This window comes from Microvirga sp. TS319 (assembly GCF_041276405.1).
GTDB lineage: Bacteria > Pseudomonadota > Alphaproteobacteria > Rhizobiales > Beijerinckiaceae > Microvirga.
The window spans coordinates 1179169-1199314 of sequence record NZ_JBGGGT010000001.1 but is presented as its reverse complement, the minus strand read 5'-3'; the positions used below and the strand labels follow the sequence as shown (position 1 = coordinate 1199314).

At 63.3% G+C, this 20146-nt stretch carries 18 protein-coding genes; 9 read left to right on the top strand and 9 right to left on the bottom strand.

Translation table 11 applies throughout. The annotated features are described in order from the left end of the window. Positions 1–4 precede the first annotated feature (4 nt). Positions 5–925, bottom strand: a complete 921-nt coding sequence (locus AB8841_RS05470) for a branched-chain amino acid ABC transporter permease (protein WP_370434820.1) — start codon at positions 923–925, stop codon at positions 5–7. Positions 926–1067: 142 nt separating this feature from the next. Further along, positions 1068–2243 (bottom strand): ABC transporter substrate-binding protein, encoded by a 1176-nt coding sequence (locus AB8841_RS05465; RefSeq protein ID WP_370435545.1) that lies wholly within the window; start codon positions 2241–2243, stop codon positions 1068–1070. Between the two features lie 383 nt (positions 2244–2626). Here AB8841_RS05465 and AB8841_RS05460 point away from each other — a divergent pair, with 383 nt between their 5' ends. From AB8841_RS05460 to AB8841_RS05420, 9 genes are all read left to right on the top strand, one after another. Beyond that, positions 2627–4270: a benzoate-CoA ligase family protein gene (locus AB8841_RS05460; protein WP_370434819.1), complete on the top strand. Its 1644-nt coding sequence runs from the start codon at positions 2627–2629 to the stop codon at positions 4268–4270. 234 nt (positions 4271–4504) lie between these two features. After that, entirely contained in the window at positions 4505–6859 is a 2355-nt protein-coding gene (locus tag AB8841_RS05455) for a bifunctional salicylyl-CoA 5-hydroxylase/oxidoreductase (protein ID WP_370434818.1), read from the top strand. A 7-nt stretch (positions 6860–6866) separates the two neighbouring features. Beyond that, positions 6867–7628 (top strand): SDR family NAD(P)-dependent oxidoreductase, encoded by a 762-nt coding sequence (locus AB8841_RS05450; protein WP_370434817.1) that lies wholly within the window; start codon positions 6867–6869, stop codon positions 7626–7628. Position 7629: 1 nt separating this feature from the next. Then, positions 7630–8139: a MarR family winged helix-turn-helix transcriptional regulator gene (locus tag AB8841_RS05445; RefSeq protein WP_370434816.1), complete on the top strand. Its 510-nt coding sequence runs from the start codon at positions 7630–7632 to the stop codon at positions 8137–8139. Beyond that, positions 8136–8972, top strand: coding sequence for an enoyl-CoA hydratase family protein (locus AB8841_RS05440; RefSeq protein ID WP_370434815.1), 837 nt, complete (start codon positions 8136–8138; stop codon positions 8970–8972). Before AB8841_RS05445 ends, AB8841_RS05440 begins: the two co-directional genes overlap by 4 nt. Before the next feature lies 1 nt (position 8973). After that, complete coding sequence (locus tag AB8841_RS05435) at positions 8974–10188, top strand: acyl-CoA dehydrogenase family protein (RefSeq protein ID WP_370434814.1); 1215 nt, start codon at positions 8974–8976, stop codon at positions 10186–10188. After that, positions 10181–10654, top strand: a complete 474-nt coding sequence (locus AB8841_RS05430; protein WP_370434813.1) for an acyl-CoA thioesterase — start codon at positions 10181–10183, stop codon at positions 10652–10654. Before AB8841_RS05435 ends, AB8841_RS05430 begins: the two co-directional genes overlap by 8 nt. Then, positions 10651–11094 (top strand): RidA family protein, encoded by a 444-nt coding sequence (locus AB8841_RS05425; RefSeq protein ID WP_370434812.1) that lies wholly within the window; start codon positions 10651–10653, stop codon positions 11092–11094. The genes AB8841_RS05430 and AB8841_RS05425 overlap by 4 nt, the downstream gene beginning before the upstream one ends. A 195-nt stretch (positions 11095–11289) precedes the next feature. Then, positions 11290–12120, top strand: coding sequence for an APH(6)-I family aminoglycoside O-phosphotransferase (locus AB8841_RS05420; protein WP_370434811.1), 831 nt, complete (start codon positions 11290–11292; stop codon positions 12118–12120). A gap of 103 nt (positions 12121–12223) precedes the next feature. Here the strand turns inward: AB8841_RS05420 and AB8841_RS05415 are convergent, their stop codons facing one another. The 7 genes from AB8841_RS05415 to AB8841_RS05385 all read right to left on the bottom strand — a co-directional run bounded on the left by AB8841_RS05415 (position 12224) and on the right by AB8841_RS05385 (position 20021). After that, positions 12224–12880: a class II aldolase/adducin family protein gene (locus AB8841_RS05415; RefSeq protein ID WP_370435544.1), complete on the bottom strand. Its 657-nt coding sequence runs from the start codon at positions 12878–12880 to the stop codon at positions 12224–12226. 22 nt (positions 12881–12902) lie between these two features. Continuing rightward, positions 12903–14300, bottom strand: coding sequence for an FGGY-family carbohydrate kinase (locus AB8841_RS05410; RefSeq protein WP_370434810.1), 1398 nt, complete (start codon positions 14298–14300; stop codon positions 12903–12905). Then, complete coding sequence (locus AB8841_RS05405) at positions 14257–15360, bottom strand: ABC transporter permease (RefSeq protein WP_370434809.1); 1104 nt, start codon at positions 15358–15360, stop codon at positions 14257–14259. The genes AB8841_RS05410 and AB8841_RS05405 overlap by 44 nt, the downstream gene beginning before the upstream one ends. Next, complete coding sequence (locus AB8841_RS05400; RefSeq protein WP_370435543.1) at positions 15353–16315, bottom strand: ABC transporter permease; 963 nt, start codon at positions 16313–16315, stop codon at positions 15353–15355. Before AB8841_RS05400 ends, AB8841_RS05405 begins: the two co-directional genes overlap by 8 nt. Before the next feature lie 70 nt (positions 16316–16385). Next, positions 16386–17879 (bottom strand): sugar ABC transporter ATP-binding protein, encoded by a 1494-nt coding sequence (locus AB8841_RS05395; RefSeq protein ID WP_370434808.1) that lies wholly within the window; start codon positions 17877–17879, stop codon positions 16386–16388. Between the two features lie 76 nt (positions 17880–17955). Continuing rightward, positions 17956–18939 (bottom strand): substrate-binding domain-containing protein, encoded by a 984-nt coding sequence (locus tag AB8841_RS05390; RefSeq protein WP_370434807.1) that lies wholly within the window; start codon positions 18937–18939, stop codon positions 17956–17958. A 26-nt stretch (positions 18940–18965) separates the two neighbouring features. Next, positions 18966–20021 carry a LacI family DNA-binding transcriptional regulator gene (locus tag AB8841_RS05385; protein ID WP_370434806.1) on the bottom strand — a complete coding sequence of 352 codons (1056 nt, stop codon included), beginning with the start codon at positions 20019–20021 and terminating at the stop codon, positions 18966–18968. Between the last annotated feature and the right edge of the window lie 125 nt (positions 20022–20146).

Sequence of the window (20146 nt, the reverse complement as noted above, 5' to 3'; positions counted from 1 at the left end):
GCCTTTATCGCTTCGCCGGGAACAGACCGGAGGGGCGGAAGAACAGCACGGCGGCCATGAAGATGTAGATCAGCATCGGGGCGATCGCCCGCCCGGTCTGGCTCGCGGCCGACGGGTCGAGGACGAGGCGCAGCAGGTTGGGCGCGAACGAGCGTCCGAGCGTGTCCACGAGACCGATCAGGAGTGCCGCCAGGAAGGCCCCGCGGATCGAACCGATGCCGCCGATCACGATCACCACGAAGGCCAGGATGAGGATGTTGTCGCCCATGCCGGGCTGCACGGAAAGGATCGGCGCCACCATGGCCCCGGCAAAGCCGGCGAGCATGGCCCCGAAGCCGAAAACGATCATGAAAAGTCGCCGGATATTGACGCCGAGAGCCGACACCATCGCGGCATTCGTGGCCCCCGCGCGTACCAGCATCCCGACGCGTGTGTGGCTGACGAGGACATAGAGGAGCGCCGCCACGAGAAGGCCCGCCGCGATGATGGCGATGCGGTAAACCGGATAGAGAAGACCGTCCATGATCTCCACCGAACCCGACAGGATCTCCGGCACGGGCACGCTCAACGGAGCCGCCCCCCAGACGAATTTCACGGCCTGGTTCAGGAACAGGATCACCCCGAAGGTCGCGAGAACCTGGTCGAGATGGCTCCGGTCGTAGAGATGGCGGAAGATGAGCACTTCGAGCAGAAGGCCGAAGGCGAGGGCGGTCGGGAGCGCGAGAAGAAGGCCCCAGCCGAAGCTCCCCGTCCAGGCGCTGAAGGCGGCGACCAGATAGGCGCCGACCATGTACTGAACGCCATGCGCCAGGTTGATGAAGTCCATCACTCCGAAGACGAGGGTCAATCCGGCCGCGATGAGAAAGAGAATGAGGCCAAACTGAAGGCCGTTCAGAGCCTGAATCGCAAAGAATGTCGCAGTCATAGGCACATCATCGGCAGCAGGCCTGGATCGGGCGAGTGCCCGCCCGGGCACTCACGCAAGAGAGGAACGCTCATGCGGTGAAAGGCGGGAACCTGTCTGCCCGAGACCGTGCCGGGAGCAGACAGGCCCATCTCTTCACACCTCAGTTCGTGGGGGCGCATTCCTTGGCATAGGCGTCCGTGTAGTCGTCGAACACCTTGTCCACCACTTCCGTCTCGAGCTTGCCGTCCGGGCGCTTGGCGGCCTTCACGAGATAGAAGTCCTGGATCGGGAAGCCGTTCACTCCGAACTTGAAGTCACCGCGCAGGGATTTGAAATCCGCCTTCTGGAGGGCTGCGCGCAGGGCTTCCTTGTCATCGGTCTTGCCGCCCGTCGCCCTGAGGGCGCTGTCGATGAGAAGGGCGGCGTCATAGGCGTGCATGGCGTAGGAGGCAGGCACCGTGTTGTAGGCCGCCTCATAGGCCGCGACGAACTTCTTGTTTTCTGGGGTGTCCATGTTGGGAGCCCAGTTCGAGCCGCTGAGCATGCCAATGGCGGCGTCCTGCTGAGCGGGCAGGTTGGTCTCGTCGACCGTGAAGGCGGACAGGAACGGAATGCGGTCGGCAAGGCCTGCGGCGCGATACTGCTTGACGAGGTTCACGCCCATGCCGCCCGGCATGAAGGTGAAGATCGCGTCGGGCTGCATGGAAGCGATCTTCGCAAGCTCCGACTGGAAATCCAGGGTGTTGAGAGGAACATAGGATTCCTCGACGATCTCGCCCTTGTAGTGGCGCTTGAAGCCCGCGAGGGCATCCTTGCCGGCCTGATAGTTCGGAGCGAGCAGATAAACTTTCTTGTAGCCGCGGTCCTGGGCCACCTTGCCGAGGACCTCGTGGTTCTGGTCGTTCTGGTAGGAGGTGGCGAAGAAGTAAGGATTGCAGCTCTTGCCGGCGAGATTCGAGGGGCCGGCGTTCACGCTGATGTAGAACGTCTTCGAATCGACGATCGGCTTGTGGGTGGCGACCGCCACGTTCGAGAAGATCGGACCGACGACGAAGTCGACCTTGTCGCGCTCCAGAAGACCTTTGACCTTCGTGACCGCCACATCGGGCTTCAGCTCGTCGTCGACGACGATCACTTCGACATCCCGTCCACCCAGCTTGCCGCCATGATCCTTCACGGCGAGCTGGAATCCGTCCCGCGCATGCTGCCCGAGAACGGCCGAAGGGCCGGAGAGGGTCAGGAGCAGGCCGATCTTCAGCTTCTCCTGCGCCATGGCCGGAGCCGCCGCCAGTGTCACGGCCGCTGCCAGGCCAAGGGTCTTGATCGTCACGTTCATCATGGTCTCCCGAGTCGCTGTTCCCTGCGCACGTTTGCCGTGCTGCATCGTTGTTCCCGACGGGACGTTCAGACGCCTCGACGGAAGGTCGGCGCTATACTGCCGTAAAACGCCCCTGTCGAATACTCCGTTTTCGACAATGAAGGAATGTTAGATTCGATCTCCGGGATTGCCAAGAAATATTTTAGGCTTTAAATAAATCGGCAATAGAGCCACCCGAATTCTTCGGTCAACAAGCAGGTGGCAGGAGGGGCTTGAACGGCGGACCCCGGCCGAGGCTCTGGTGATTGTGAAGCTGCGCATTGTCCCGAAAGAGGTCGATTCCAGCCACATCACTCCTCGCGGTTCGTCGTCTGTCAGGCGGAACCAGAGGAAACACAACGATGGCGCACACGGCACATGTCGATACCTTCACACGGGACAATCTTCCGCCGCGGGATCAATGGCCGGCTTTCCTGCTGAACCGTCCGGAGCTTCAGTATCCGGAACGGCTCAACTGCGCCGTGGCCTTCCTCGACCGATGGGTCGATGAGGGCAGGGGCAATGAGCCCTGTCTCATCAGCCCTGCCGAGACGCTCACCTACCGCGAACTCCAGGAGCGCGTGAACCGGATCTGCAACGTCCTCGTGCACCGGTTCGGCCTCGTGCCGGGCAATCGTGTTCTGCTCCGCTCCGCCAACAACCCGATGATGGTTGCAGCCTATCTGGCCGTGCTGAAGGCGGGCGGCGTGGTCGTCGCCACGATGCCGTTGCTGCGCGCCAGGGAAATCGCCTTTCCGCTGAACAAGGCCGGGATCGGCATCGCGCTGTGCGATCATCGCCTCTCGGACGAGATGGAGCGGGCGAGGGTCATGGCGCCGGAACTGCGGCATGTGGCGTATTGGGGTTCGGACCGGCCCGACGGGCTCGAGGCGCTGATCGCCGAGGCTTCGCCCGAATTCGATGCGGTCGACACGGCGGCGGACGATGTGTGCCTCATCGCCTTCACGTCCGGTACGACCGGCGAGCCGAAGGGCACCATGCATGTCCATCGGGACATGCTGGCGATCTGCGATGCCTATTCCGGCAACGTGCTTCGCCCCGAGCCGACCGACCGCTTCATCGGCTCGCCGCCCCTGGCCTTCACCTTCGGGCTCGGCGGGCTCGTCCTGTTTCCCATGAGGGTAGGGGCCTCGACGGTTCTTCTGGAAAGGGCGGGGCCCGATGATCTCCTTCCGGCGATCGCGCAATATGGGGCCACGATCTGCTTCACGGCGCCGACCGCCTATCGCGCCATGCTGGCCAAGTTGGAAAACCACGATTTCTCTTCGCTGCGGAGATGCGTGTCCGCGGGAGAGCCGCTCCCCAAGGACACATTCGACAGCTGGAGGAATGCAACGGGCCTCAAGCTGATGGACGGGATCGGCGCGACGGAGATGCTCCACATCTTCATCGCCGCGACGGAGGAGGAGATCCGCCCGGGCGCAACCGGAAGGCCTGTTCCCGGTTACGAGGCGAGGATCATCGACGATGAGGGGCGCCCCCTTCCTCCCGGCAGCATCGGCCGCCTCGCGGTCCGGGGTCCGACCGGGTGCCGATATCTCGCCGACGAGCGGCAGCGCAAATATGTGCAGAATGGGTGGAACGTCACCGGCGACACCTACCTCATGGATGAGGATGGCTTCTTCTGGTACCAGGCTCGCTCCGACGACATGATCATCTCGGCGGGCTACAACATCGCGGGGCCAGAGGTCGAGGCGGCGCTCCTCACCCATCCGGCGATCGCCGAATGCGGCGTTGTCGGGGCTCCCGACGACGGGCGTGGAGCTGTCGTGAAGGCCTATGTGGTCCTGCGCTCCGACGCCAGGCCAAGCGCCGAACTGACGAAGGCGCTGCAGGATCACGTGAAGGCGGAGATCGCGCCTTACAAATATCCGCGCCTCATCGAATACGTCGATGCCCTTCCCCGTACGCAGACCGGGAAGCTCCAGCGGTTCCAGCTTCGCCAGTTGGCCGCGCAGCAATCCCACGAGACCATTATCTCGTGAGGGGATCAGGCCGAGCGGGAGGGCCGTCTCTCATGTTCTCCTATCCGGGTCATAGTGACGACGCGTCAGACAAGCGTCTGAACATGAACACGACTTCACCATGGTTCCTAGAAGGAACAATGGTAGCGCAAACGTTCAATTCGGCACCGTCCATCGGGTTTATCCCGATCCGGAGTTGCCTCGCAATTATTTTATGCTTAAAATAAATCCATCTTCCCTTGGAGACGTCTTCGCATGAAAACGGCGATCATCGGCGGGGGGCCTGCGGGTCTCTATTTCGCCATTCTGATGAAGAAGCTCCAGCCGGGAGCGGATATCACGGTCTATGAGCGCAATCGCGCGGACGATACCTTCGGATTCGGCGTGGTCTTTTCCGATGCGACCCTCGACGGTTTCGAGAAATACGATCTGCCGAGCTATCAGAGGATCACGCGCGAGTTTGCCTATTGGGACGATATCGCAATCCATTTCAAGGGGACCGAGCACCGCATCGGGGGTAACGGGTTTTGCGGCTGCTCGCGCCGCACGCTGCTGCTGATCCTGCAGGATCGCGCAGAGGAGCTCGGCGTCAGGCTGCTCTATCAGGTGGATGTCGACGACGAGAGCCTGTTCGCCGATGCGGACCTCGTTGTCGTCGCCGATGGCATCAACAGCCGCTTCCGGGAGCGCTATGCCGATCACTTCCAGCCTGAGGTGGATCTGAGGCCCAACAAGTTCGCCTGGATGGGATCGACCAGGCCGCTCGACGCCTTCACCTTCATCTTCCAGGAGACTGAATGGGGACCGTTCATCGCCCATGCCTACCAGTACGAGGCTGACCGTTCCACCTGGGTTTTCGAGACGGATCCCGAAACGTTCGACCGCGCCGGGCTCGGGCAGAAAACGGAGGAGGAATCCGCGGCCCTCATGGAGCAGATCTTCGGCTGGTTCCTGAACGGGCACAAGATTCTCACCAATCGTTCCCTGTGGCGCAATTTCCCGATGATCCGCAACAAGCGCTGGGTCTTGGGGAACAAGGTCCTGATCGGCGATGCGAAGGGCTCGGCCCACTTCTCCATCGGGTCGGGCACCAAGCTCGCCATGGAGGACGCCATCGCTCTTTACGAAGCCTTCCGCCGTGACTCGAATGTCGAACGGGCCTTGTCGTTCTACGAAACCGGTCGGCGCGAGGAGGTCGAGAAGACCCAGCACGCCGCCGATGTGTCCCTCGTCTGGTTCGAGCATGTCGCCCGCTTCTGGGACTTCGAACCGGTGCAGTTCGCCTTCGGGGTGATGACCCGCGCCAAAGCGATCACTTACGACAACCTGCGTCTGCGCGCGCCGGATTTCGTGGCTGCCGTGGATCGCACATTCGCGCAGCAGGTGAGGAGAAAGGGTTTCGACGTATCGGTCGAGAAACCGAGCGTGCCGATGTTCCAGCCGTTCCGGCTTCGTGACATGATCCTCGAAAATCGCGTGGTCGTCTCTCCGATGGATATGTATTCGGCCGAAGATGGCATTCCTGGCGACTGGCACCTCGTTCACTACGGCTCGCGCGCGACGGGAGGTGCGGGGCTGATCTTCACTGAGATGACATGCGTCTCGCCGGAATCTCGTATCACCCTCGGCTGCGCAGGTTTGTGGAACGATGATCAGGAGGCCGCCTGGAAACGCGTCGTCGACTTCGTCCATGGCAATTCCGCCGCCAAGTTCTGTCTGCAGCTTGGGCACGCAGGTCGCAAGGGCGCCACGAAGCTCATGTGGGAAGGAATCGACCGCCCCCTCGAGAGCGGGGCTTGGGATATCTGCTCGGCCTCTCCGATTCCGTATTTTCCGGACAGCCAGGTCCCGCGAGAGCTGACCCGCGCCGACATGGACGTCATCAAGACTCAGTTCGTCGATGCGACGAGGAGAGGCGACCGGGCAGGTTTCGACATGCTCGAGCTCCATTGCGCCCACGGCTACCTGCTGGCGAGCTTCATCTCTCCGCTCACCAATCGACGCACGGATGAGTATGGCGGCTCCCTGGTGAACCGCCTGCGCTATCCGCTGGAAGTCTTTGATGCCATGCGAGAGGTCTGGCCGGCGCACAAGCCCATGTCGGTCCGCATTTCCGCGACCGACTGGGCCGAGGGTGGCATTACAGGCGCAGATGCTGTCGAGATCGCGCGCGCCTTTGCCGAGCATGGTGTCGACCTCGTCGATGTCTCAGCGGGGCAAACTGTGCGGGAGGCGCGGCCGATCTATGGGCGCATGTTCCAGACGCCTTTCTCCGATCAGGTGCGCAATGAGGCGCAGGTCGCCACCATGTGCGTCGGCAACATCACGACAGGCGATCAGGTCAACACCATCCTGGCGGCAGGACGGGCCGATCTGGTCGCGCTGGCACGTCCCCATCTGACGGACCCGTTCTTCACCATGAAGGCGGCCGCGTGGTACGGCGCGAAGGACACATTCTGCCCGCCGCAATACCTCGCCGGGAGGGACCAGATCTTCCGCAACAGCATTCGCGATCGGCAGGACCTGGATGAGCTGAGGATCAAGGCCAAGCCGAAGACCCGAGCCGAATTGAAGATGGAGGCCGGCGGGAAGCCCCTCGCCGCGGAATGATATGAACATGAACCCACTTCAGGGCCGTCACGCGATTGTCACGGGCGGTGGGCGCGGCATCGGTCGAGCTATTGCCAAGGCGCTTGCGCGGGAAGGCGCCAAAGTCACCATCCTTGGTCGGAATCAGGCGACGCTGGATCGCGCCGTTGCAGAAGGTGACGCTCACGCTGCCTTTGCCGCCGACGTCACCGATCCGGATGTCGCTCGATCTGCCGTTCAGGCCGCGATTTCCGGGCATGGCCCCGTCGATATCATGATCGCCAATGCCGGATCGGCGGTTTCGGCTCCGTTCCTGAAGTCCACTCCCGATGTGTTCAGACAGATGCTGGACGTCAATTTGCTCGGCGTGACCAATGTCACGCATGCCGTCCTCGGTTCCATGATCGAGCGGCGGTTCGGGCGCATCGTGGCAGTGGCTTCGACGGCGGGTCTGAAAGGATACCCTTATGTAAGCGCCTATTGTGCGGCGAAGCACGCGGTGATCGGCTTCATACGAGCGCTTGCACTAGAAACGGCCACGACAGGCGTGACTGTCAATGCCGTCTGTCCCGGCTTCACCGATACGGATCTCGTCGCCGACAGCCTCGATCGCATCGTGGCGAAGACCGGCAGAGACCGCGAACAGGCTTTGAGCGACCTGGTAAAGCACAATCCTCAGCAAAGACTGATCGATCCGGTGGAGATTGCCGATGCAGTCTTGTGGCTGTGTGGAGAGGGCGCTCGCTCCGTGACAGGCCAAGCCATCGCCGTGGCTGGGGGAGAGATTTGAAATGACCCATCAGACGATCCCGCTCGATGCCGAGACGAAAGCCATCGAGATGCCGGACGACCACCGTGACGAGCTTCGGCTCTGGCTACGGCTCTTGACGTGCTCCACGCTGATCGAAGGCGAGGTCCGTCGTCGTCTGCGCGACCGGTTCGACGTGACACTTCCCCGCTTCGATCTGATGGCTCAGCTCGACAAGGCTCCGGAGGGGATGACGCTCTCGGACCTCTCGAAGCGGATGATGGTGTCGAACGGCAACCTCACCAGCTTGGTCGACCGGCTCGTTGCCTCCGGGCATCTCGAACGCCGCGTCTCCGCAACAGACCGGAGGGCTCAGATCATCAACCTGACGTCGGCCGGCCGGGCGGAGTTCCGCGCGATGGCTGCAGAGCACGAGGCGTGGATCGCCGAGATCTTCGGAGGCCTCACGCAGCGGGAGCAGAAGGATCTGATGCGCCTGCTCGCCAAGACAAAACTTTCCGCCAGAAATGTCATCGTGGGAGAGGTTCCGTGACGCAGTTCGCCAATCCAGTCAGGCTGCCCCTGGTCGAGTATACGCCCCGTCACTTTCTTCTGTCGGTCGAAGGTCCGATCGCGACGGTGACATTCAACCGCCCCGACAGGAAGAACCCCCTGACGTTCGAAAGCTATCGCGAACTGACAGACTTCTTTCAGGCCTGTACCAAGGACGATAGCGTCAAAGCTATCGTCGTAACGGGGGCCGGCGGCAACTTCTCCTCCGGTGGCGACGTGCACGAGATCATCGGCCCGTTGGTCGGGATGGATACGAAAGGCCTGACGGCCTTCACGCGCATGACCGGCGAGTTGGTGAAAGCCATGCGCGCGGCTCCCCAGCCGGTGATCGCGGCTGTCGAGGGGATCTGCGCCGGTGCGGGGGCCATCGTCGCCATGGCATCCGATTTACGGCTCGCGGCACCAAGCGCGAAGGTCGCTTTCCTTTTCAACAAGGTCGGGCTCGCCGGCTGCGATATGGGCGCCTGTGCCATCCTGCCACGTCTGATCGGACAGGGCCGGGCCTCGGAGCTTCTCTATACGGGCCGTTTCATGAAGGCTGAGGAGGGCGAGCGCTGGGGGTTTTTCAGCCGTATTATCGACGAGGCGGACTTGCTCCGTGAAGCGAAGGCCTTGGCTCATGAGATCGGGTCGGGGCCGACTTATGCCAACACGATGACCAAACGTATGCTCGCGATGGAATGGGCAATGTCCGTAGAGGAGGCGATCGAGGCGGAAGCTGTCGCGCAGGCCCTGTGCATGACGACGGAGGACTTCGCTCGCGCCTACAGAGCCTTTGCGGCGAAGGAAAAACCAGTCTTCCAGGGAGACTGACATGATCGACACCACTTTCCTGAAATGGCCCTTCTTCGATGATCGTCACCGCGGCTATGCAGAGGCGCTGAGAAGTTGGGCCGAATCCGAAACGCATGGTCTCGTCGACCATAGCGACGTAGATGAATCGTGTCGGCGCCTCGTGCGTAAGCTTGGCGGCGATGGATGGCTGAGGGCCGTTGTCCCGGAAACCTATGGCGGCCTCTCTTCGACCCTCGACGTGCGGACGCTATGCCTGTCGCGCGAGACACTGGCCTACCAGGACGGACTTGCGGATTTCGCCTTCGCGATGCAAGGCCTCGGCTCCGGCCCCATCAGCCTTTTTGGTTCCGAGGATGTGAAGCGACAATACCTTCCGAAAGTGGCTCGCGGCGAAGCCATCGCGGCCTTTGCTCTGTCAGAGCCCGAGGCCGGCTCGGACGTCGCCGCCATGAGCACCGCCGCTACTCCGGATGGCCCCGATCACGTACGGATCGATGGCCTGAAGACGTGGATCTCCAACGGGGGAATTGCAGATTACTATATCGTGTTCGCACGGTCCGGCGAGGCGCCGGGTGCGAAGGGATTGTCTGCCTATGTGGTCGATGCCGACACACCCGGCTTGAGCATCGAAGAGCGTATCGATGTAATCGCGCCGCACCCGCTCGCAACGCTGCGTTTCGAAGGTTGCAGGATCCCCTTGACGAAACGGATCGGTGCTCCGGGAGAAGGGTTCAAGGTCGCCATGGCAACCCTGGACGTTTTTCGTGCGACCGTGGGAGCCGCATCGCTCGGATTTGCCCGGCGAGCCTTGGATGAGGCCTTGCGTCACGCATCGTCGCGTCACCTTTTCGGGGCCCCCCTGGCTGATCTCCAGATGACGCAGGCGGCCTTGGCGGATATGGCGACAAATGTCGATACCGCAGCGCTCCTCGTCTACCGCGCGGCGTGGACGAAGGACCAGGGCGCGCCTCGGGTGACGCGGGAGGCGGCGATGGCCAAGATGCACGCTACCGAGGCTGCTCAAAGTGTCATCGACAAAGCCGTCCAGATCTTCGGGGGCCTTGGGGTCACCAAGGGCGTGAAGGTCGAGGAGCTCTACCGTGAGAATCGCGCGCTGCGCATCTATGAGGGCGCAACGGAAGTGCAGAAGGTCGTGATCGCGCGCGAACTTCTGAAAGCGCTCGATGGATCCGTTTCTGGCACCCCGCTTACAACCAGAGTGCGGCATGGATAGCCCATTGGATAGCCGCTTGCCGAAACTCCAGGATCCGGCGCTTGGCGAAACGGTTTGGCGCACCACCGTTCCCATTCGGTTTTCTCACTGTGATCCGGCCGGGATAGTCTATTTTGCGCGCTATTTCGACATCCTCAATGGCGTCATTGAGGACTGGTTCTGCCAGGAACTGCAAATCGACTATCATGAAGTGATCGGCAGGCGCAGGGTCGGGCTGGGATATGTGAACGCCAATGCAGAGTTTGCAAAGCCCGGCTTCATGGGAGATGAGCTGGACTTTGCAGTCGTGGTTCGTGATATCGGACGCTCATCCTTCAGGCTTCGTATCCATGCCTCGCGCGGATCCGAGCCGGTGCTTCTGGCGGAACTCGTCATTGTCGCAACGTCGCTAGAAACCCATCGATCTATTCCGCTCCCCGACGATATTCGCGCAGCCTTGGAACTCTATCAGGAGAAATGCCCATGACGGCCTCTAGAGGCTCTCCCATCACGTCGGCCCCGGACAATGGGGTCGAGATTCTGCAGCCGAAGAACTGGCCGGTTCCCAAGGGCTATTCGAACGGAATGATGGCAGAGGGGCGGATTGTCGTTACCGGCGGAGTTGTCGGTTGGAACGAGGCTGGCGAGTTCCCTGAAGGCCTCGTCGCGCAGGTGCGCCAAGTGTTGGAGAACATCCGTGCCATCCTCGCGGAGGGCGGAGCAAAGCCCCAGCATCTCATCCGGCTTACCTGGTATGTGGTCGATATCGATGATTATCTAGCCAACCAGCGTGACCTGGGTCGGGCCTACCAGGCTGTCTTTGGAGCGCATTACCCGGCGATGGCTCTGGTCCAAGTCGTGCGGCTGGTGGAACGGAAAGCACTCGTCGAAATTGAGGCAACCGCTGTCGTACCTTCAGGGCAATAGGAACGTATCTCCGACAGCCTGGTAAGATGCCTGTCGTTCATGGTGAGCATCGGATGCGCGAGGTGGATTCACCCTTTTGGGCTTCCCTCCGATGCTCCCACGATAGAACAGCGCATCGCTTCCTGCGAAAAACCGGGTCCGCTTTTTCGCAGGAAGCGCCAGGTGCCGGATCAATCGAGGAGGGATCCCGTGGGTATGCATGCTGCCCTCCCGTCGAAGATTGGAGAGTGCCTGGAGGCGTGGCGCCTGGTCCCTGACGGTTCTCTGCTGACCACACGCTCCAGTTGGGTCCTTCCGGTCCTGCACGAAGGTGCGCCCGCGATGCTGAAGGTCGCCCGCATTCCCGATGAGCGGGCGGGTTACCGTCTCATGACGTGGTGGGATGGTCGGGGCGCCGCCAAGGTCGCCGCTTCGTTCGCGGACGCCCTGCTGATGGAGCGGGCTGCAGGCGCCCGCGATCTCGCAGAGATGGCCCGGGCCGACCAGGACGACGAGGCCTGCCGGATCCTGTGCGGCACTGCGGCCCGGCTGCACGCACCGCGGCGCAATCCGTTTCCGGAACTGCACCCGCTGGAATCCTGGTTCCAGCCGCTTTTTCACCTCGCGTCGAAGCACGCGGCGCTTGCACCTGCGGCCGAGACCGCGCGCCAGTTGCTAGCCGCTCCGTGCGCGGTCGGTCCGCTCCACGGCGACCTCCACCACGACAACGTGCTCGACTTCGGTGAGCGAGGATGGCTGGCGATCGACCCCCATGGGCTGCTGGGCGAGCAAACCTTCGACTACGCCAACATCTTCACGAACCCCGATCTCAGTGATCCGAGCCGGCCGCTCGCTACCCTGCCGGGTCGGCTGGAGACTCGGCTGGAGATCGTGATCAGCGCGACGAAGCTCGAACCCGAGCGGCTCCTTCGCTGGATCGTTGCATGGACGGGGCTGTCAGCGGCCTGGTTCATCGATGACGGCGACGACGAGGGCGCTGCGATCGACCTCACAATCAACGCGATGGCTCGGCGCTTGCTCGGCTAGCGCCTCGTGCGAAAAAGTGGATCCGGTTTTTCGCAAGAACGATGCGCTTATTCTAAGAAGGGAGCATCGGATCGATCTCAAAAGCGGAGTCCACATTTGGGTCCTATGTTCTAGGGCGGGCCGTGTCGTTGACGCCGTCGAGATCCGGAGCCTGCCCGTAGCTCATGTTCTTCATCTGCTGAATGACCCGGGCCATCTCGTCGTCGGGAAGGATGGGCGGGTCCCCGAGGGTGAGTGCCTGGACGTAGAGGCGGGACAGGGTCTCGACCTCGACGGCCAGAGCGAGCGCCGAGGACAGGGTCCTGCCAAGGGAGATCTGGCCGTGCTGGCCGAGAAGGCAGGCGAGCCGGTCTTCCAGGGCCTCGAGAGCGGCGTCGGAGAGCGCCTGCGTGCCGAAGGTCGCATAGCGGGCGCAGCGGATCGTGGTGCCGCCGGCGACGGCCGTCATGTAGTGAAAGCTCGGGATGGTCTTGTGATGCACCGCAAGCGTCGTCGCATAGACCGAGTGGCAGTGAAGCACGCAATCGATGTCCGTGCGGGACCGGAGAATGTCGCGATGGAACCGCCATTCCGACGAGGGGCGGCGCTCTCCTTCGTAACGGCCGTCGAAATCCATCTGCACCAGGTCTCCCGGCTGCATCTGATCGTAGGGAAGCGAGGTGGGAGTGATGAGAAAGCCCATCGGGTTGCGCAGGGAAATGTTTCCGGCGGTGCCCTGATTGATGCCGGTTTCGTTCATCCGGCGGCAGGTCGCCACCATCTCTCTGCGGGTGGCGTCGTCGTCATACGCGGTCAAGATGCGTCTCCATGGTTTTCGCCCGTGCGCGCCAGCACGCACGGTACTCCGTCAGTTCAGGCAGGTGGAGCGGCTCTGGCCTCTCCAGCTCCAACGGCGCGGGCTCGCGGCGGATGGTGTGGGAGGCGAGGAGGGCGGCGCCGGTTGCCGTCCCGGTCGTGCTTCGGCTCACGAGAACCCGCATGTGGGGCAGCAGGGCCGCCACGCACGCACCGTAAAGCGGGTCCTGGACGAAGCTCCCGTCGAGAACCACGGTTTCCGCAGGCGGCAGGGCCTCGATGCATTCGGCCGTCAGCAACGCCACCGACAGCACGCCCAGCGTGAAGCGCGCGCCCGGATCCTCCGCGGAAAGGCCCTCGATGCGGCCACGCCGCGCGGCGCCCGGGAACAGACCGTCATCCGAGCCGAAGAACGGGACCGCAAGTGCCCTGGATCGCACGAGGCCCTCCAGGACCTGGCGTGACGCCGGTCCGTTACTGCCGGCGGTGATCGCCGAGAACTCCCGCCCACCCATCGTCAGCATGCCCGGCACCGGCCGTCCAAACACGTCGGCATTGCATGTGCGTCCGGGCTTCTCCACGTGGGGGTCGGGGGCTTCCCGGTCGGTGAGCGCGACGATCCAGGTGCCCGTCGAGACGACGGTCAGATCGGAGAGACCTGCCGCCTGGTAGCGATAGAAATTCGCCGATGAATCGTGAATTCCACACAGGACGCGCGTTCCGGGCGCAAGCCCGGTGCGAGCGGCGATGTCCGGCTTGAGCCGCCCAAGCGTGTCCCATGCCGGGCGAAGCGGCGGTATCAGGCGCTGCCACTTCCTCTTCGCCACGAGGGCGGCCGGGCATCCCCCCGCTGGAGACCAGAGGTGCGATTGCGCGGATAGGCTCGTCACCTCGCTCGCCGGTACCCCGCACAGCCGCCAGGCCCAGTATTGCGGGGTGGCGAGGAACGCGTGGGCCCGGTGAAATCGCTCCGGCCAGTGCATCTCGATCCAGAGCATCTGGCGGGCGAGGTGAGCGGCCCCGAGCATGATCCCGCTGCCGCGGTCGGAGAAAGGGCCGGCGAGAGCCGGATAGGCCTTCTCGACGTCGGCCGGGAGCGATTGCTCATAGTCGATCATCGGCATGGCGGCCCCGTCCGGATCAACCAGAACGCCGCCCGATCCGTGGGCGCAGGGAGCGATTGCATCGATGTCGAAACGACCCGCCAAGGAGGAGAGGCCGTCGATCAGCCATTCCTCCAGCGCCGCCAGGTCGTGGTGCCGATAGGGCGGACCGTCCCGCACGACGTTCGGCGCCGACAGGGTCTCGACGATGACGCCGTCCGCCGACGCGGCCGAGAGCTTAACGTTCGTCTTGCCGACGTCGAAGACTGCCACCATGCCCATTGGTCGATCTCCATATGCCGGCCAAGACATCCACGAGATAGGGCCGCGCCGTCTGAACCATCACCACGAAGATGAGGATGGCGCCCCAGATCGCCACGGTGAGATAGTTGCTCACCCCGAACTGATTGAACCCCGACGAGATCACCTGCAGGATCGACAGCGCAAGCATCAGCCCGGTCACGGTTCCGAAGCCCCCGAAGGGATCGACGCCCCCGAGCACGGCCGCCAGAATCGTGACCAGAAGGTAGGATTGCGCGTAATCCGCACTCGCCGTGTTGAAGGTCGCGAGCATGACCAGGGCCGCCACGAAGCACGTCAGGGACGACATCACGTAAACGCCCACGAGAACCCGGCGTGTATCGACCGCCGAGTAGCGTGTGGCTTCGGGGTTCGATCCGATCATGGCGCAGGCCACGCCGAACACCGTATGCCTCAGAATCGTCCCGATCAGGACCGCGACCCCGATCATCAGGAGGAAGACGAGCGGGATCCCGAAGAGGGTTGAGGAGCTCGCCCGGGTAAACATCTCCGGCAGTCCGGACAATGCCATGCCGCGCGTCAGATAGATGCTGATGCCGTCAATCAGCGATTTCGTGCCCAATGTCACGAGGATCGGGTGGACGCCCGTATAGGCCACGAGGGCTCCCGTGGCGAACCCGATGACCAGGCACAGGAGAAAGCCCACCGCCATGGCAAGGCAGATGATGCCGAGCGTCGTGGCCCCGCCGGAATCGGCCGCGATCATGGATCTCATGACCCAGACCATCAGGAGAGCGCATTGGTTCGTCGTGGCGATGATGGCAAGGTTCAGGCCGCCGCTGATCAGCGGCACGACCATCGCAAGGGATAGAAGACCCAGGAGCGGCAGCTGATACATGAAGGACTGCAGGGTACTGGCGCTCAGAAAGTTCGGCACGAAGGCCGTGAATGCGACGAGCAGCAGGATCAGCAAGGCGGCAAGGCCCGCATGCCCCCCTGGCAGCCCGGGCCGCAGCCGCGCCATCAGATGGGCGAGACCGCCTTTGTCGGGGTAGTTCCGGGACAGGGGAGGATCAGCCATGGGTGGGCGCTCCCGCAAGGATGCGATGGCGTCGCCCGCGCCGCGAGCTGATGACCGTGATCGACGTGGAGATCAGGATGGTGGCGCCGATGACGATCTGGAAGAAATAGGACGACACGCCCAGCAGGTTGAGCCCGTTCTGAAGGATTGCGAGCAGCACGATGCCGAGCAGGACGCCCGGAACGGTACCGATCCCCCCGGTCAGGCTCGCGCCGCCCAGAACGGCCGCGGAGAGAACCGTCAGTTCGGTATTGACCATCGCGTTGGGGACGCTCTCGCCGACGCGGTGCGCCTGCAGCAGGCCCGCCAGGGCCGCCGTGAGACCGAGATAGCCGTAGGCGACGAACTGAAGCCGCCCGATATGCATGCCGATCCGGCGCGCGGCTTCCGGGTTGCCGCCCATGGCATAGAGCTGGCGCCCGAGGGACGAGCGCGTCATCCAGGCCCAGGTGAACAGGGCGACGGCCGCCATCAGGACGATCGGAAGCGTGATCCGCGCGAGATCGCCCGAAGCGGACTCGGTCTGGTAGAAGACGATGCGGTCCATCCACCAGTCGGGAAGACTGTAGATCGAGCGCCCGCCGGAGAAGTACATCAGCAGAGAGAAGCTGATGCTCATGGTCGCAATGGTGGCGATGATGGACGTGATCCGCACGTAGTGAATGAGTGCCGCGTTCACGCAGCCCAAAAGAATGCCGATGGACAGGCCGGCCGCGATCACGAGCGGCGCCGGCAGGCCGAACTGCGTGGCGAGCTTGGCGGCCACGTATTGCGCGACCGAGGCCGTCGCCGCGAAGGAAATGTCGATGCCGCCCGATACGAGCACCACGAACAGGCCCATGGCCATGATCGCCTGGACCGAATAGGTGTCGAGGAGATCGATGATGTTGGGGAGCGACAGGAAATCCCGCGCTGTGGCGCCGAGCACCGCACCGACGACGAGGATCACGGCCATGAGCCAGAATTCCGGTCTCCGGCGCAGCCTGCGCAAAAAAGCCGAGGAAGCATTGGCGGCATGGGCGCCTTCAGGCATAGATGCGCTCCTCCAGTTCGTGTTCGCTGATGCGGCCCGGCACGACCTCGCCGGCGATCCGTCCGGCCCGCATGTGCAGAACTCGGTCGCAGGTCGCCAGAACCTCCGATACTTCGTCCGAGATCAGAATGATCCCGACCCCTTGATGCGCCAGGTCCGCGACGACCTCGTAGATCCCCTGCTTGTTCTTGATATCGACTCCGACCGTTGGCGAGTCGAGGATCAGCACCTTCGGGGATGTCGCCAGCCACTTGGCGAGCACCACGCGCTGCTGGTTTCCGCCGGACAGCGTCTGGACTGGACGGTCCATGCCGGGCACCTTGATGGCGAGGCGCTTCACCCACGTGCCGGCGAGCTCGCGGCGGCTTCGGTTGCCGAGCAGGCCGAAGGGCCCGGCCATGCTCCGCATTACGGCGAGAATGATGTTGTCGCCGATGGACTGAGGCAGCACGACACCGAGCCCGAGCCGGTCCTCTGACACATAGGCGATGCCGGCCCTGACAGCGTCGCGATTGGAGCGCAGCGTGAGCCTCCTTCCGGCGAGAGTGAGCGTGCCGGAATCGGCCCGGTGCATGCCGAACAGCGTCAGGGCCATTTCCGTGCGGCCCGACCCGAGCAGGCCGACGATGCCGAGCACTTCGCCGCGCCGCAGGACGAAGTCCACATCCGCAAACTCGCCGCGTCGCGAAAGGCCCTCGACCTTCAGGAGGGGCGGCGCGCTCGACATGTCGCGGGCGACGACCGCGTGAGAGATGTCGAGACCGGTCATCAGATGGGCGATCTTGCGCTGATCGACGTCGGCCGCATTCCAGGTTCCCACCTTTCGCCCGTCGCGCATCACCGTCACGCGCTCGGCGATCTCGACGACCTCGTCCAGGCGATGCGAGACGAACACCACCGCGATGCCGTCGGCCTTCAGCCGCGACACGATGTCGAGCAGCCGGTTCACCTCGGCGCGGGTGAGGGAGGCGGTCGGTTCATCCATGAAGATCAGCCGGGCCTGCGCCGCGAGGCCGCGGGCGATCGCAACGATCTGGCGCTCGGCCACGCTCAGGTCGGAGACTACGGTATCAAGCTCAAGGTCGAAATCGAGGCGGTTCAACACCCCCTCTGCGATCCGGCGCATGGGTCTCTTGCGAACGGGCTTCAGCGCGTGATCCATGTGGCTCTCGATGGCGATGTTCTCCGCCACCGACAGGTTCGGAAACAGCGAGAGATCCTGGAAGATCACCTGAATCCCGAGGGCTTTGGCGCGCGCCGGATCGAGCGGCGAAACATTTTGGCCATCGATCTCGATGGTGCCCGCGCTCGGCTGGTGCACGCCTGCGACGGTCTTGATGAGGGTGGACTTGCCGCAACCGTTCTCGCCGACCAGGCAGTGGATCTCGCCCGCGCGCACGTCCCAATCGATCTCGTCGAGCGCGCGCACGCCTCCGAAATGCTTGGAAAGGCCGGTCAGGCGCAGGAAGGGGGCGGCATCGCGCATGTCGCAGACTCCGGAAACTCCCAGGAACCTTGAAAGCGACCGGTCCGACGTGTTCGGGCCGGTCGCAGGCTTTCGCTCAAAGCCCCAGCGCGACGAGACGGTCGATGTTCTCCTTGTCGAGCGATTCGAGCTTCTGCGCCTGGATCAGCTTCTTGCCGGGATCGACATGGACGGGACCCACGCCGGTCAGCTCCATGTTGTCGGTCGGCTCCTTGCCGGCCGCCAGCATCGCGGCGAGCTGGACGAAGATTTCGCCCGCCGTCATCGGATTCCAGATATAGCCGCCGCGAATGGTGCCGGACTTCACGTATTTGACACCCTGGCCCGGAGAGAAGCCGCCGACGAGGGCGATCGACTGAGCCTTGCCGCGGTCCTCCAGCACGCGCGCCGCCCCGATGGGACCCTGCGACCCGAAGGTGAGAATGCCCTTCAGGTCGGGATTGGCACGGATCTGATCCTGCGTGGTCTTGATGCTTTCGTCCACGCTCTCGGCCACGCCGAAGCGGTCGCCCACCATCTGCATCTTGGGGTACTTCTCCTTCTGGTACGCGATCGCGGCATCCGCCCAGGCGTTATGCAGTGGCACGGTCAGGGATCCGACATAGACGATGTACTTGCCCTGCTCGCCCATCTGCTTGGCGAGCAGATCCATATGCGCGCGGCCATAGGCCTCGGTCGTGGTGAGCTCGAAGTCCCAGTCCTTCTCCTTCTGGTCCGGACCCTCGTGCGCCAGCACCTTGATGCCGGCCGCGCGGGCGCGGGCGAGGACGGGTTCGAGCGCGGCGGAGTCGTTCGGCACGATACCGATGACGTCGACCTTCCGGGCGATGAGATCCTCGATGGCGCGCACCTGCTGCGCCGCATCGGCTTGGGTCGGGCCGACCATCCATGCATCGACCTTCGCGTCCAGCGCGGCTTTCTTGATTCCAGCCTCCATGGCGTTGAACCAGGGAATGCCGCCGATCTTGACCACGACGCCGAGTTTTGGGTCGGCCGCCCAGGCGTTCTGCGTCGTTGTGCCGAGCGCACCGGCGACAAGGCCTGTCGCCAGTGCCATCATGGTAAGGCGCCTTGAGACTCTCATAACTACCCTCCCGTTGTCGTTGCTGCGATCTCGCCCTTCGGCGAGGCATGGTACCGCGGTGTTGAAGCGCGGATCTCGACGATGCATTTGAGGCGCCTGGTCACCGGACCGCTCGTCGGACTGCGGAAGCGTCGGTTCAGGAGCGCCCAGGATTGCTCCGCCATCTCCTCCACTGGCTGGCGCACGGCGGTGAGGGGCGGCGATACCAGCCGCATCCACTCCATCTCGTCGAAGCTGGCGAAGGCAACGTCGTCCGGCATCCTGATCCCGATGTCGGCCATCAAGCGGTATGTGAGGAGCGAGGTCGTATGGTCGAGGGCGAAGATCGCCTGCGCCAGGCGACCGGATCGCAGATACCGTTCGAGACGATCCATGCCGGCCGGATCATCGATTCCGATCTCGATCATATCCACCTGCATGCGTTTCGCCTTGGCGCGCACGCCTTCCCAGCGCTCGCGCACGTTGCTGATCGACAGCGCCGATCCGATCACCATGCAGGTTTCGTAGCCGTGCCGGTCGAGGTGGCGGGCGACCGCGCCTGCGGCGGCGGCATTGTCCACGGCGACGAGATCGAAATCGGGCTCGTCGGGGATGCGGTCCGCGAGAACAGTCGGAATCGCGAAGCCCGCAGGCCGGCGCGATTTGAAGGCGCCGTCGCAGGGAATGACGATCAGGCCGGCGGGGCGCCAGGATTGCATGTCGGCGAGACGGGCGGCTTCTTCCGAGCAGTCGTTGCGCGAAGAGACGACGACGAGATCGAACTTATCGAGACGCGCCAGATGCTCGAGCGTCGACACGAAGGTCGCGAAGAGGGGATTGGTGAGATCCGGCACCACGACACCGGCCAGCATCGACTTGCGCGAGCGCAGGCGGGAAGCCGCCATATCGACCGTATAGCCTAATTCCCGCACCGCCTCGTTGACGCGGTCCGCCACGTCGGCAGACACGTTCGGCTTTCCGTTGATCACATTGGAAACGGTCGCCACCGAAACGCCAGCCCGGCCCGCCACCGTGCGGATCGAGGGAATGGAAGGGCGCGGGGCGGGCGTGTTTTTCATGGCGTAGCGCCTAGTAAAACGTTTAAAATTACGCTAAGTCTTAAGTAAACCAGTGTCAATTACGTTCCAAAGTTGCCGATTGTGTAGATATTCCTGCAAATCAAAACGTTTTCGCGTGCGCGAAA

What these genes read in the sequence shown, in the direction of transcription:
- AB8841_RS05470 (WP_370434820.1), bottom strand. Translation starts at nt 925, where the DNA reads ATGACTGCGACATTCTTTGCGATTCAGGCTCTGAACGGCCTTCAGTTT.
- AB8841_RS05465 (WP_370435545.1), bottom strand. Translation starts at nt 2,243, where the DNA reads ATGAACGTGACGATCAAGACCCTTGGCCTGGCAGCGGCCGTGACACTG.
- AB8841_RS05460 (WP_370434819.1), top strand. Translation starts at nt 2,627, where the DNA reads ATGGCGCACACGGCACATGTCGATACCTTCACACGGGACAATCTTCCG.
- AB8841_RS05455 (WP_370434818.1), top strand. Translation starts at nt 4,505, where the DNA reads ATGAAAACGGCGATCATCGGCGGGGGGCCTGCGGGTCTCTATTTCGCC.
- AB8841_RS05450 (WP_370434817.1), top strand. Translation starts at nt 6,867, where the DNA reads ATGAACCCACTTCAGGGCCGTCACGCGATTGTCACGGGCGGTGGGCGC.
- AB8841_RS05445 (WP_370434816.1), top strand. Translation starts at nt 7,630, where the DNA reads ATGACCCATCAGACGATCCCGCTCGATGCCGAGACGAAAGCCATCGAG.
- AB8841_RS05435 (WP_370434814.1), top strand. Translation starts at nt 8,974, where the DNA reads ATGATCGACACCACTTTCCTGAAATGGCCCTTCTTCGATGATCGTCAC.
- AB8841_RS05430 (WP_370434813.1), top strand. Translation starts at nt 10,181, where the DNA reads ATGGATAGCCCATTGGATAGCCGCTTGCCGAAACTCCAGGATCCGGCG.
- AB8841_RS05425 (WP_370434812.1), top strand. Translation starts at nt 10,651, where the DNA reads ATGACGGCCTCTAGAGGCTCTCCCATCACGTCGGCCCCGGACAATGGG.
- AB8841_RS05420 (WP_370434811.1), top strand. Translation starts at nt 11,290, where the DNA reads ATGCATGCTGCCCTCCCGTCGAAGATTGGAGAGTGCCTGGAGGCGTGG.
- AB8841_RS05415 (WP_370435544.1), bottom strand. Translation starts at nt 12,880, where the DNA reads ATGGTGGCGACCTGCCGCCGGATGAACGAAACCGGCATCAATCAGGGC.
- AB8841_RS05410 (WP_370434810.1), bottom strand. Translation starts at nt 14,300, where the DNA reads ATGGGCATGGTGGCAGTCTTCGACGTCGGCAAGACGAACGTTAAGCTC.
- AB8841_RS05405 (WP_370434809.1), bottom strand. Translation starts at nt 15,360, where the DNA reads ATGGCTGATCCTCCCCTGTCCCGGAACTACCCCGACAAAGGCGGTCTC.
- AB8841_RS05400 (WP_370435543.1), bottom strand. Translation starts at nt 16,315, where the DNA reads ATGGCCGTGATCCTCGTCGTCGGTGCGGTGCTCGGCGCCACAGCGCGG.
- AB8841_RS05395 (WP_370434808.1), bottom strand. Translation starts at nt 17,879, where the DNA reads ATGCGCGATGCCGCCCCCTTCCTGCGCCTGACCGGCCTTTCCAAGCAT.
- AB8841_RS05390 (WP_370434807.1), bottom strand. Translation starts at nt 18,939, where the DNA reads ATGATGGCACTGGCGACAGGCCTTGTCGCCGGTGCGCTCGGCACAACG.
- AB8841_RS05385 (WP_370434806.1), bottom strand. Translation starts at nt 20,021, where the DNA reads ATGAAAAACACGCCCGCCCCGCGCCCTTCCATTCCCTCGATCCGCACG.